General features: G+C 59.8%; 9 protein-coding genes. 5 read left to right on the top strand and 4 right to left on the bottom strand.

Annotation, left to right across the window (positions count from 1 at the left end):
* Nucleotides 1–65: 65 nt before the first annotated feature.
* The 3 genes from BLU26_RS09830 (at nt 66) to BLU26_RS09820 (ending at nt 3,533) form a co-directional block, all read left to right on the top strand.
* Nucleotides 66–1,484, top strand: coding sequence for an FAD-dependent oxidoreductase (locus BLU26_RS09830; RefSeq protein ID WP_092286174.1), 1,419 nt, complete (start codon nt 66–68; stop codon nt 1,482–1,484).
* Nucleotides 1,485–1,604: 120 nt separating this feature from the next.
* Entirely contained in the window at nt 1,605–2,687 is a 1,083-nt protein-coding gene (gene hemE / locus BLU26_RS09825; protein WP_092286172.1) for a uroporphyrinogen decarboxylase, read from the top strand.
* A gap of 78 nt (nt 2,688–2,765) precedes the next feature.
* On the top strand, nt 2,766–3,533 hold the full coding sequence (locus tag BLU26_RS09820) for a ParA family protein (RefSeq protein ID WP_092286170.1): 768 nt from the start codon (nt 2,766–2,768) through the stop codon (nt 3,531–3,533).
* Nucleotides 3,534–3,605: 72 nt separating this feature from the next.
* Here BLU26_RS09820 and BLU26_RS09815 read toward each other — a convergent pair whose 3' ends face one another.
* The gene (locus tag BLU26_RS09815; protein ID WP_092286168.1) at nt 3,606–5,399 is read right to left on the bottom strand and encodes an SLC13 family permease; all 1,794 of its coding nucleotides are present in this window, start codon (nt 5,397–5,399) and stop codon (nt 3,606–3,608) included.
* A 150-nt stretch (nt 5,400–5,549) separates the two neighbouring features.
* Nucleotides 5,550–6,980 (bottom strand): protein adenylyltransferase SelO, encoded by a 1,431-nt coding sequence (gene selO / locus BLU26_RS09810; RefSeq protein ID WP_092286166.1) that lies wholly within the window; start codon nt 6,978–6,980, stop codon nt 5,550–5,552.
* A 213-nt stretch (nt 6,981–7,193) separates the two neighbouring features.
* Between selO and BLU26_RS09805 the strand changes: the two genes are divergently transcribed.
* Together BLU26_RS09805 and BLU26_RS09800 are read left to right on the top strand one after the other, a co-directional pair.
* Nucleotides 7,194–8,984, top strand: a complete 1,791-nt coding sequence (locus BLU26_RS09805) for an acyl-CoA dehydrogenase C-terminal domain-containing protein (RefSeq protein WP_092286163.1) — start codon at nt 7,194–7,196, stop codon at nt 8,982–8,984.
* Nucleotides 8,985–9,234: 250 nt separating this feature from the next.
* The gene (locus BLU26_RS09800; RefSeq protein ID WP_092286161.1) at nt 9,235–11,022 is read left to right on the top strand and encodes an acyl-CoA dehydrogenase C-terminal domain-containing protein; all 1,788 of its coding nucleotides are present in this window, start codon (nt 9,235–9,237) and stop codon (nt 11,020–11,022) included.
* A 252-nt stretch (nt 11,023–11,274) separates the two neighbouring features.
* Here BLU26_RS09800 and BLU26_RS09795 read toward each other — a convergent pair whose 3' ends face one another.
* Together BLU26_RS09795 and BLU26_RS09790 are read right to left on the bottom strand one after the other, a co-directional pair.
* The gene (locus BLU26_RS09795; protein ID WP_092286159.1) at nt 11,275–12,063 is read right to left on the bottom strand and encodes a 2-keto-4-pentenoate hydratase; all 789 of its coding nucleotides are present in this window, start codon (nt 12,061–12,063) and stop codon (nt 11,275–11,277) included.
* Nucleotides 12,060–12,968, bottom strand: a complete 909-nt coding sequence (locus tag BLU26_RS09790; protein ID WP_092286157.1) for a TauD/TfdA dioxygenase family protein — start codon at nt 12,966–12,968, stop codon at nt 12,060–12,062. The genes BLU26_RS09795 and BLU26_RS09790 overlap by 4 nt, the downstream gene beginning before the upstream one ends.
* Between the last annotated feature and the right edge of the window lie 92 nt (nt 12,969–13,060).

The following is a 13,060-nucleotide window of genomic DNA, read 5'->3' as shown; positions in this document are numbered from 1 at the left end:
CCGGTCAGCGATAGAGATTCAGCAGCGCGCACCTGTGGGTGGCATTGCACTGATGAGGTTTAGATATGGCAGACCGTTTGAGCAACGACTTCCAGTTCATTGACGTAGGTCGTGAAGACCCGAAGAAGCGTCCGCTGCGCGTGCGCAAGACGCAGTTCGTGGAAATCCACGAGCAGTTCAAACCAGAGGAAGCGTCCGAGCAATCGCATCGCTGCCTGGAATGCGGCAACCCCTATTGCGAATGGAAGTGCCCAGTGCACAACTTCATTCCCAACTGGCTTAAGCTGGTTTCCGAGGGCAACATTCTGGAAGCCGCCGAGCTGTCGCACCAGACCAACACCCTGCCGGAAGTCTGCGGCCGCGTGTGTCCGCAGGATCGTCTCTGCGAAGGGGCTTGTACACTGAATGACGGCTTTGGTGCTGTCACCATCGGCAACGTCGAGAAGTACATCACCGATACCGCCTTCGCCATGGGCTGGCGTCCGGACCTGTCCAACGTGGTACCTACCGGCAAGCGTGTCGCCATTATCGGTGCCGGCCCGGCCGGCCTCGGCTGCGCCGACGTACTGGCGCGTGCGGGCGTGAGCCCGGTGGTGTTTGATCGCTATCCGGAAATCGGCGGCCTACTGACCTTCGGTATCCCCGAGTTCAAACTGGAAAAATCGGTACTCTCGCGTCGCCGCGAGATCTTCGAAGGTATGGGTATCGAATTCCGCCTGAACACCGAGATCGGCAAGGACGTCAGCATTGACGAGCTGCTGGCCGAGTACGACGCGGTGTTCATGGGCATGGGTACCTACACCTACATGAAAGGCGGCTTCCCCGGTGAAGACCTGCCTGGTGTATACGACGCACTGGACTTCCTGATTGCCAACGTCAATCGTAACCTGGGCTTTGAAAAGTCGCCGCAGGACTTTGTCGACATGAAAGGCAAGAAGGTAGTAGTGCTGGGTGGTGGTGACACCGCTATGGACTGCAACCGTACCTCGATCCGACAGGGTGCGACCTCGGTGGCCTGTGCCTATCGCCGCGATGAAGCCAACATGCCGGGTTCACGCAAGGAAGTGAAGAACGCCAAGGACGAGGGCGTGAAGTTTCTGTTCAATCGTCAGCCGATTGCGATTGTCGGTGAAGATCGGGTCGAGGGCGTCAAGGTGGTTGAAACGCGCTTGGGTGAGCCTGATGCGCGCGGCCGTTGCAGCCCGGAGCCGATTCCCGGCTCCGAAGAAGTACTGCCGGCCGATGCGGTGATTATTGCCTTCGGTTTCCGCCCAAGCCCGGCAGACTGGTTCGCCGGCAAGCAGGTGGATACCGACAGTCAGGGGCGCGTTGTGGCACCGGAAGCAGGCCAGTACAAGTTCCAGACCAGTAACCCGAAAATCTTTGCTGGCGGCGACATGGTGCGCGGCTCGGATCTGGTGGTTACCGCCATATGGGAAGGCCGTCAGGCTGCCGAGGGCATTCTCGACTATCTAGAGCTGTAATTGCTCTGTGGTACGTAAAACAAGGGCGCCTGCGGGCGCCCTTGTTGTTTCTGCGTGCCTGATCTTTGTCGGCATTCCCGGTACAATGCCCGCTGACCCGGTAACTGGAATCCCCTCCCCATGACTGAACTCAAGAATGATCGCTTTCTTCGTGCCTTGCAGCGCCAGCCGGTTGATGTCACCCCGGTATGGATGATGCGTCAGGCCGGACGCTATTTGCCTGAGTACCGCGCTTCGCGCGCGCGCGCCGGCGACTTCATGGGGCTGTGCACTAACCCTGAGATGGCCTGTGAGGTGACCTTGCAGCCGCTCGAACGCTACCCGCTGGATGCGGCTATTCTGTTCTCCGACATCCTGACTATTCCCGACGCGATGGGCCAGGGGCTGTATTTCGAAACCGGCGAAGGCCCGCGCTTTCGCAAGGTAGTCAACACCGCGGCAGACATCGAGGCGCTAAGCGTGCCCGACCCGGAACAGGACCTGGGTTACGTCATGGGCGCCGTGCGTACCATTCGCCGTGAGCTGAATGGTCGTGTGCCCTTGATCGGCTTCTCCGGTAGCCCCTGGACGCTGGCGACCTACATGGTTGAGGGTGGTTCTTCCAAGGATTTTCGCAAGACCAAGGCGATGCTCTACGATCAGCCCGAAGCCATGCATTTGCTGCTCGACAAGCTGGCCGACTCGGTGATCAGCTACCTGAACGGCCAGATCATGGCCGGCGCTCAAGCGGTGCAGATCTTTGATACCTGGGGTGGCAACCTTTCTGCCGATGCTTATCAGAAGTTCTCGCTGGCCTATATGCGCAAGATCGTTGCCGGGCTGATCCGTGAGCACGATGGCCGCAAGGTGCCGGTCATTCTGTTTACCAAGAACGGTGGCCTGTGGCTGGAAAGCATTGCCGAGGCCGGTGCCGATGCCCTTGGCCTGGACTGGACCATGGATATCGGCGTGGCGCGCTCGCGGGTCGGTGCCAAGGTCGCGCTGCAGGGCAATATGGACCCCACAGTGCTGTACGCCAAGCCGGCGGCCATTCGCGCCGAGGTGGCGCGTATCCTGGCCAGTTACGGCAAGGGCAGTGGTCACGTTTTCAACCTGGGGCACGGTATCACCCCCGAGGTCGATCCTGCCCACGCCGGTGCTTTCATCGAAGCGGTGCACGAGATGTCAGCGATTTATCACGATTCAACTGCTATCGTCGGCTGACAAGGCTTGCCCGGCCTCGCGCCGGGCCCGATACTCAGTCGGTTGCTTACCAACAGCTACAGGTACAAGGAGAGGCGTATGCGCAGGGTGGTTTTCAACCAGAAGGGCGGGGTCGGCAAATCCAGTATTGCCTGTAACCTGGCTGCAGTCAGTGCCGCAGCTGGCTACAAGACACTGGTGATCGACCTGGATCCGCAGGCCAACTCCAGCCACTATCTGCTGGGCGAGGGTATGGCCGATATCGATACCACGATCGCCGAGTTTTTCTCGCAGACGTTGTCCAGCAGCCTGTTCGGCAAGAAGGCCGAGCAGTTTGTGGTGGAAACACCGTTTGAAAACCTCTGGCTTATGCCGGGTAGCCCGGAACTGGCTGACCTGCAGCACAAGCTGGAGTCGCGCTACAAGATTCAGAAGTTACGCAAGCTGCTCAAGGACCTGAAAGACAGTTACGAGCGTATCTACATCGATACCGCGCCGGCGTTCAATTTTTACACCATGTCCGCGCTGATAGCCGCCGACCGCGTACTGATTCCCTTCGATTGCGATGCCTTCTCGCGCCAGGCACTTTACGGTCTGCTGGCCGAGCTGGAGGATGTGCGCGAAGAGCACAACGAGGATCTGCAGGTAGAAGGCATTGTGGTTAACCAGTTTCAGCCGCGCGCCGCCTTGCCACAGCAGATTCTCGATGAGTTGATCGCGGAAGGTTTGCCGGTGCTGCCGGTCTATCTCAATAGTTCGGTGCGCATGCGTGAGTCGCACCAGGCTTCCACGCCGCTGATCTTCCTTGATGGTCGGCACAAACTGACGCAGCAATTCATGGCGTTGCACGACCATATCGAAGCTTAGTAATCGTACGGCCAACAAAAAAGGCACCTGCGGGTGCCTTTTTTGTTGCGCTGCGTTTCTCCATCCCTGGCTTCAGGGGAACAGCGGCCAGATCAGCGGGATTATCAGGGTTCCGGCGGCCCACATGAGCAGGTTGAGCGGTACCCCAATACGCATAAAGTCGCTGAAACGGTAGCCGCCGGCGCTGTAAACAAAGGTGTTGGTCTGGTAGCCGATCGGGGTGGCGAAACTGGCACTGGCGGCAAACATTACTGCCACTACGAAGGGGCGTGGATCGGCGCCGAGCTGCTGCGCCACGCCAATGGCAATCGGCGTCACCAGCACCGCGACCGCATTGTTACTGATGACCTCGGTGAGTACCGAGGTCATCAGATAGATGAACGACAGCATGAACAGCGGCCCCAACAGCGGCGACAGCGTCATCACGTGGCTGACCACAGTGTCTACCAGGCCGACCTTGTTCATCGCGATGCTGATCGCCAACATGCCGAAGATCAGCGTAAGGATGCGCCAGTCGATCGCTTTGTAAGCATCCTCGGTGTCGAGACAGCCGGTGGCGACCACCAGGGCTGCGGCAATCATTGCCAGGCCTTCGATGGGCATCACCTTGAGCGCCGCCAGTACCATCACGGCGACCACGGCGGCGATAGCAATTGGCGCCTTGTCGCGGCGGTAGGCGCGCTCCTGCACCGAGTTGAGGCTGATCAGCTCGCCGTTGTCGGCGAATTTCTTGATCTGTGCGGGGGTGCCTTCCACCAGCATCACATCGCCAAACTGCAGCTGAAACTCATCCAGGTTGTCCTGAATGTTCTCGTTCTGGCGGTGAATCGCCAGTACGTGAATGCCGTAGCGTGCGGTCAGGTTGAGATCGCGCATGGGGCGGTGACTGTAACGCGAGTTGCGACCCACGATCGCCTCGGCCAGCATCACGTCGCGGGTCGAGATGGTCTCGAAACTGGCGCTGTCTTCGCGGTTGAAAGCCAGCAGGCCGTTCTGCCGCAGCTCGACAAAGTCGCGCATGGTAGTGTGCAGCACCAGGCGGTCCCCGGCGCGCAGCAGGGTGTCGTTCAGTGGCGTGGACAGCTCGTCGTCGCCACGAAAGATCTTCAGCACGCTGAGGCCACTGTTGCCGTTGAGGTTCGCCTGGCTGATGGTCTGGTTGATGACCGGTGAATCATGCGGTACCAGCAGCTCGGTCATGAAGGTGCGCGCCTGGTCGGGGCGCAGCTGGCGCGACAGGCTCTCGCGCTCCGGCAGCAGGCGATGGCCGATCAAGAGAATGAACGCCATGCCGATCAGTGCCAGTATGGCGCCAGGCAAGGTGATGTCGAACATGCCGAAGGGCTCCATACCCATCTGCCGGGCCACGCCATCGACCAGAATGTTGGTCGAGGTACCGATCATGGTCATGGTGCCGCCCAGAATGGTGGCGTAGGACAGCGGGATCAGCATCTTCGACGGCTTGCTGCCGACCTGGGTGGCCAGGGCGATGGCTACCGGCGTGAGGATGGCGACGACCGGGGTATTGTTGATGAAGGTCGACAGCAGCAGCGCCGTCATCATCAGGCTGAACAACGTACGCCAGGGGCTGCCGCCGCCCATGCGTGACAGCCAGTTACCGAGCGTTTCAACGCACCCGGTACGTTCCAGCGCGGCGGACAGGATGAACATGCAGGCGATGGTGATGGGCGCGCTGTTGGAGAGCACGCCGAGCACGTCGCTGGGCGATAGCAGCTGGCTGACCAGCAGGATGGCTACAGCAATGCCGACCACCACATCCGGGCTGAATTTTTCCCGCGCGAAGGCGTAGAAGACCCAGCACAACAGCAGCGCAACGCCGATCAATGGCAGTGAATCCCAGCTCATGGATACCCGAATCTCGTGTGAGGTATGGGGCTCCAACTGTCGGACCCCGTCTGGGCGCCACATTAAGAGGGATTTTTAGGTTTGTCCAAGTACAAAAACTGATTTTTATATTCTAAAAAAGCATAAAAATCAGTCTCGCTTCGCCCTGCCTCAAGACGAGCAGCTGATCTCCAGGTGGCGGCCCCAGTCCGGCGGTGCGGCGGCATAGTCGGCGCAGTCCGGGCGCGCGCTGTACGGCGTTGCCAGCAGGTCATGCAGTTTGCGTACTTCGCTGAAGTCGCCCTGCTCGGCGGCGGCGATCGCGTTTTGCGCTAAATAGTTGCGCGGCACGTAGACCGGGTTGGCCAGGAGGGCGTCCTGTTGCACCTTGGGGCTACCCTGGCGTTGCTGGTGCTGCCGTTGCCAGCGGTCAAAGGCGTCACGGTCAACGAAGTGATCGCGCACCTGGGCCTTGCCCTCGGCCAGCAACCGCAAGCTGAGGTTGAAGTCGCTGCCGCTGTCCTGCATCAGTTGCAGCAACTGCTCGATCAGCGCCTTGTCACCTTCTTCACTGCCTCCCCAGCCAAGACGGCGGCGCATCAGGCGCAGATAGTGCAGCTCGAATGTTGGCATAAAGGTGGCTATTTCAGCTTTTAATACATCAACCTCGATAAAGGGCGTCAGCGCCTGCGCCAGGCAGGCCAGGTTCCACTGCGCGATGGCGGGCTGACGATGGAAGGCGTAGCGGCCTTCGTGATCGGAATGGTTACAGACGTGATGGATGTCAAAGGCATCCATGAAGGCATAGGGGCCAAAGTCGAAGGTGATGCCCATAATCGACATGTTGTCGGTGTTCATCACGCCATGACAGAAACCGTAGGCCTGCCACCAGGCGATCATCTCGGCCGTGCGCTGCAAGACCTGCCGATACATGGCCAGTTCGGGTTGTGGGTCGCCGAGGCACTCGGGATAGCAGCTGCTCAGGGTGAAATCCAGCAGCTGGCGCAGGGCGCCGTGCTGACGGGTGTAATAGAAGTACTCGAAATGCCCGAAGCGGATGTGTGATGGTGACAGGCGCAGCAGCATGGCGGCGCGCTCTTCCCGCTCGCGATAGACCGGGTTGTCTCCCAGGGTGACACAGAGCGCTCGACTGGTCGGGATACCCAGAGCGTGCAGCGCTTCTGAGGCGAGAAACTCGCGAATCGAGGAACGCAATACGGCTCGGCCATCGCCCATGCGCGAATAGGGTGTGCTGCCGGCACCCTTCAGGTGAAGGTCCCAGTGCTCGCCGGCCTGATTGACCACTTCGCCCAGCAGCAGGCCGCGGCCATCGCCCAGCTTGGGGTTATACGCGCCAAACTGATGGCCGGAGTACACCATGGCGCGCGGCTCGGCCGTGCTCCAGATCTTGTGGCCGGCAAACAGCTCGGTGAAGAGTTCGCTCTGTGCTTCGTCCGCGTCCAGGTCAAGCAAGGCCAGGGCACTCGCGCTACTGACCACCAGCCGCGGGTTGCTCAAGGGCTCGGGGCTGACCCGCGTCGAAAAGGTGTCGCCCAGACGGGCAAAGCGATTGTCGAAGTGCAGGTCTGAAAGCAGCGGCAAGGGACATCCTTCTGCGCAGCGGCGCAGGTCTTGAAGTGTGGGTGCCATGCTAACGCATGACCGCTGGGTCATGTTCCCTGTGTTATGGTCGTGCATCAAGCGATGTAATGGTGCCTGTGACATCTTGACCTTGCCCCAGCAGATCCCTAGTGTTCAAACACCTGTATGAATAGCTGCCGCCGGTATGGTCCGGCTGCCCCTTGGAGAGCCAACATGCCCGAATACAACGCCCCCTTGCGTGACATGCACTTCGTGATGGATGAAGTGCTCGACTTTGCCGCTGGCTATGAAGCTTATGGGCTGGAAGATGCCTCGCCGGATCTGGTCAATGCCATTCTGGAAGAAGGCGCCAAGTTCACCCGCGATGTGCTGTCACCCCTGAATCGCACCGGCGACGAAGAAGGCTGCCATATCGATAACGGTGTGGTGACCACGCCCCAGGGTTTCAAGGAAGCCTACCGCCAGTATGTGGACAACGGCTGGGGCTCTATGACCGGGCCGGCAGAGTACGGCGGTCAGGGTTTGCCGTTCTCGCTGGGTTTGATTATCAGCGAAATGGTTGCCTCTGCGAACTATGCCTTCAGCATGTATCCTGGCCTGTCGCACGGCTGCTCCGCGGCTATCAGTGCCCACGGTACTCAGGAGCAGAAAGACCAGTACCTCAGCAAGCTGATCCCCGGTGAATGGACTGGCACCATGTGCCTGACCGAGCCGCATTGCGGTACCGACCTGGGCCTGATCAAGACCCGTGCCGTGCCGGAAGCGGATGGCAGTTACAAGATTACCGGCACCAAGATCTTCATTTCCTGCGGTGAGCACGACATGGCCGAGAACATCGTCCATCTGGTGCTGGCCAAGCTGCCCGACGCGCCTGCCGGCACCAAGGGTATCTCACTGTTCATCGTGCCCAAGTTCGTGCTGGACGCCAACGGCGAAAAGGGCGAGCGCAACAGCCTGATCTGTGGCTCGCTGGAGCACAAGATGGGTATCAAGGCCTCGGCCACCTGCGTAATGAACTTTGACGATGCCACCGGTTACCTGATCGGCGAGGCCAACAAAGGTTTGAACTGCATGTTCACCATGATGAACCACGCGCGCCTGGGTACCGGTATGCAGGGTCTGTGTCACGGTGAAGCCTCTTACCAGTCGGCTCTGGCTTACGCCAAGGACCGTCTGCAGATGCGTGCGTTGAGTGGCCCGGCGGCGCCTGAAAAGGCTGCTGATCCGATCATCGTGCACCCGGATGTACGCCGCATGCTGTTGACCATGAAAGCCTTTAACGAAGGCAACCGGGCGCTGACTTACTACACCGCCCAGTTGCTGGATAAGGCGCATTACGCCAAGGATGCAGACGAGCGGGCCAGTGCTGAAGCTCAGTTGGCCTTCCTCACGCCCATTTGCAAGGCCTTTATGACTGAAACCGGTCTTGAAGCCACCAGCCTGGGCATGCAGGTGTTTGGCGGCCACGGTTACATTCGCGAGTGGGGCCAGGAACAACAGATGCGTGACTGCCGCATTGCCCCTATTTATGAAGGCACCAACGGTATTCAGGCGCTTGACCTGCTGGGCCGTAAAGTTCTGGGTAGCCAGGGCAAGCTGTTGACCGCCTTCACCAAACAGGTTCACAAGTTCTGTCAGGCCAACGAAGGCAACAGCCAGTTCTCCGCCGAAGTGGCCAAGCTGAACCAGTTGAATGCGCAGTGGGGCGAGATCACACAGCGTATCGCTGGCCGTGCCATGCAGAACCGCGAAGAAGTGGGCGCCAGCTCGATGGACTTCCTGATGTTCTCCGGTTACGTCATCCATGCCTTTATGTGGCTGAAGATGGCCATGGTCGCTCAGCAGAAGCTGGATGCCGGCACTTCGGAAGAAGACTTCTACAAGGCCAAACTGGCTACCCAGAACTTCTACTTCAAGCGTCTGCTGCCGCGTGCGCAGGCGCACGTAGAAGCGCTGGATGCGGGTGCCGACAGCCTGATGGAAATGACGGCCGAGCAGTTCTAAGCACAGCTGCACGCAGTAGCTGAAAAGCCCCGACTGGTTCGGGGCTTTTTTGTGGCTGCTCGTAGGGGCTGGGCGAGCAGATTGGGTAATTCCTGCCATGCTGAATCAATCAGAACGGCGTTGCGTCATTTGCGTGACTGATAAGCATTAAAAAGTCATAAAAAGACGCTATAGGTTTTTTCGTTGTCGCGCTACAATCCCGATCCTGTTCCGGTATGGTCCGGGCGCACCTGTTGATGAGGAGATTTTCATGGCCGATTACAAAGCCCCCCTGCGCGACATCCGCTTCGTACTCAATGAGGTATTCGACGCCGATACACTCTGGCAGAGCCTGCCGGGTCTGGATGGCGCCATTGATGCGGAAACCGCCGATGCGATGCTGGAAGAAGCCGGCAAGATCACCTCCAATACCATCGCACCGCTGAACCGCAGTGGCGATGAAGAGGGCGCACAGTGGAACGACACTGTGGTCACCACGCCCGCGGGCTTCAAGGAAGCCTTCAAGACCTACGCCGAGGGCGGCTGGGTTGGACTGGGCGGCAACCCCGAGTACGGCGGATTGGGCATGCCCAAGACGCTGGGCGTGCAGGTTGAAGAAATGGTCTACGGCGCCAACAACAGTTTCGCCCTTTATCCCGCGCTGACCGCCGGCTGCTGTCTCGCGCTGGACGCTCACGGCAGTGAAGAGCTCAAGCAGGCCTATCTGCCCAACATGTACGCGGGCGTCTGGTCCGGCACCATGTGTTTGACCGAGCCGCATTGCGGCACCGATCTGGGTATTATCCGCACCAAGGCCGTACCTGAGGCCGACGGTAGCTATCTGGTCAGCGGTACCAAGATCTTCATCACCGGCGGTGAGCACGACCTGACCGAGAACATCATTCACCTGGTGCTGGCCAAACTGCCCGACGCGCCGGCTGGCCCCAAGGGGATTTCACTGTTTTTGGTGCCCAAGTTCTTGGTCAACGACGATGGCTCGCTGGGTGAGCGTAACCCGGTTACCTGTGGCTCGATTGAGCACAAAATGGGCATCAAGGGCTCGGCCACCTGTGTGATGAACTTTGATTCCGCGCGCGGCTACTTGGTGGGTGAGGTGAACAAGGGCCTCAACGCCATGTTCACCATGATGAACTACGAGCGCCTGTCGATCGGTATTCAAGGCATCGGTTGCTCTGAAGCCTCCTACCAGAGCGCGGTGGATTACGCCCGCGAGCGTATTCAGAGCCGTGCACCAACCGGCGCCGTGCAGCCCGAAAAGGCCGCCGATCCCATCATCGTGCACCCCGATGTGCGGCGCATGCTGCTGACCATCAAGGCGATGACCGAAGGTAGCCGCGCGTTTTCTACCTACGTGGGCATGCAACTGGATATCAGCAAGTACGCTGACGAGCCGGAGGCCAAGAAAAAAGGTGAAGACCTGGTTGCCCTGCTGACGCCGGTCGCCAAGGCGTTCTTCACCGACGTTGGCTTCGAGAACTGTGTGCACGGCCAGCAGGTCTTCGGTGGCCACGGTTACATCCGTGAGTGGGGGCAGGAGCAACTGGTGCGCGACGCCCGTATCGCGCAGATCTATGAAGGCACCAACGGCATTCAGGCGCTGGACCTGATGGGCCGCAAAACCGTTGCTAACGGTGGCGCGTTCTTCAAGGTATTTGCCGAGGAGGTGCGTGGGTTTGTGGCAGACAACGGCGGCGACGAGCTGGCCGAGTTTGTGCAGCCGCTGGGCAAGGCGCTGAGCAACCTGGAGGCACTGACCGCGGAAGTGATCGAGCGCAGCCAGAGCAATCCGAACGAAGTGGGCGCTGCCTCTGTCGAGTACCTGCATGTATTTGGCTACACCGCGTATGCCTATATGTGGGCGAAGATGGCTAAGGTAGCCCTGGCCAAGATTGGTGCGGATGAGACCGGTTTCTACAGTGCCAAGCTGGGCACCGCGCGTTTCTTCGTCAAGCGTCTGTTGCCGCGTATCCACTCGCTGAGCGAGTCAGTACGTGCCGGCAGTGAGCCGCTGTTCGAACTGGACGCGTCGCAGTTTTGAGCAAGCGCCCGGCTCAGTCTGAGCCGGGCAGCTTAAATGTAAGCAAATGCTTACACGCTGTGATGACAATGACTTATGGGCACTTCCTGAGAACCTGCGTAGTATCAACTTCGCTAGGAGCACCGCAGGAAGCGACCCAAACAACAGGGAATAGGGACAGTGCCTCGGAGAGGCAATGCCATTACGGATGATCAGGATCTATTCTGCAAAACCCCGCCTCGGCGGGGTTTTTTCTTATCTGCAATCCAATCCTCAAGCCTCAAAGCGACAGCTCACCTCACCCAGCTCGCCCATGCGCAACGTCAATTGATCACCGGCTGCAATCGGGTGTAGCCCGGTCAACGCGCCGGTCAGGATGATATCGCCGGCCTTGATGCCGCCGCCTTTGCGCAACAGATCACGCACCAGCCATAAGCAGGCGTCGATCGGATCACCCATGGCGCTGCCAGTATTGCCCTCGGCTACCTGCTCACCATTGATTTCCAGGGTGGCGGTCAGGGCGCTGACATCGATACCGGTCGAATTGCGTTGCGGCTCGCCCAGCAGGTAACCGCCGGACGACAAATTGTCGGCCACCGCGTCGAACAGCGTTTTCGGCCAGCCGGCGATGGCGGAATCGCAGATCTCCAGTGCCGGTACTATCGCGTGCAGTGCTGCGACCAGTTGGCTGCGGTCCAGCTCGGGGTCGCTCAGCGCTTCGGCAAAGACCATCGCCACTTCAATCTCCGCACGCGGCGCGAGAAAGTCGGCATAGGACAGGGTCGCGCCAGCCTGACGCTGCGCGCTGGCCAGCAATACACCCTGCAGCGGCCCGTTGAGCCCCAGCGCAGCTTGTGCCTTGGGGTTACTGACGCCCAGCTTGTAGCCGGCGATGCGATCACCACGCGCCAGGCTGAGCTGCTGCCACTGTCTTTGTGCGGCGTAGGCTTGCGTCAGATCGTCAATCTGACAGCGTTCCACGATAGAGGCGCAGGGGGTTTTATCGGCACGGGCTTGCAGTAGCAGTCGGGCGGCTTCAACAGCTTGGCTGGTGGTGGTCATTTGGCGCTCCCTCGGGTCGGTTTTTCGCCGACTACTGTAGTGCGAAACATCTCGCGGCGCGCGCCAAAATAATCGGATACCGGCTGATGCCAGACGCAGCGGTTGTCCCAGATGGCCAGGGTGCCGGGCGTCCAGCGCATACGGCAAGTGAAGGCCGGTGCGGTGGCCACGCTGAACAGATAATCCAGCAGTGGACGGGACTCTTCGGCCTTCATGCCAGCGATGCCCAGGGTATACACCGGGTTGGCGAACAGTACTTCACGGCCGGTTTCCGGATGGCGGGTAATCAGCGGATGGCGGCGCACATCCTTCTCCACGCTTTCGCCATAAACAATTTTCATGCTCTCCAAGCCGGCATTGTGCTTGGCGTTGGGGCCATAACCAAACTCGGGGCTATGCACGCCATCGAGCCCGCGCAAGGTATCGCGCAGGGTGTCGGACAGCCACTCGCAGGCCAGATACATATTGTTGAACAGGGTGTCGCCGCCGCTGGGCGGGACATCCTTGCCATAGAGCAGGGTGAAGGCGGGTGGGCGCTCCTGAAACGACCAGTCGGAGTGCCAGGCGCCGCCAAACACGATGGGCGTCTGCTCGCTGGCCTCCTTCACCACGTGCACCACGTGCGGGTGATCGGGCATAGGTTTGACGTAGGGCTCGACACCAAACTCGCCAAAGCGCTGGGTTACCGCTTCCAGTTGCTCAACGCTGAGCTGCTGGTCGCGAATGAACAGTACGCCGTGATCCATCAGCGCCTGGCGCAGCGCGGCCTGGCCGGGTTCGTTGAGGTTGTTCAGGTCGATGTCGTGGATGTCGGCACCGAGGGAACCGGCGACCGGACTGACGCGAAAATACGCGCTGGCGCGCGCTTGGTTGTTGCCGGCGTGAGTGTAGAAGAATTCAGGCATGGTTTTCACCTCTGTGATTGTTGTTGGGGCGATGACCAAAGCTTGCAGTAAGCGTCTGTGCTCAGCCATGATTAAAACTGCCAACACGTGAT

This window comes from Halopseudomonas sabulinigri, from assembly GCF_900105255.1.
Classification (GTDB): Bacteria; Pseudomonadota; Gammaproteobacteria; order Pseudomonadales; family Pseudomonadaceae; genus Halopseudomonas; species Halopseudomonas sabulinigri.
This window is presented reverse-complemented; position numbering and strand designations above follow the sequence as displayed.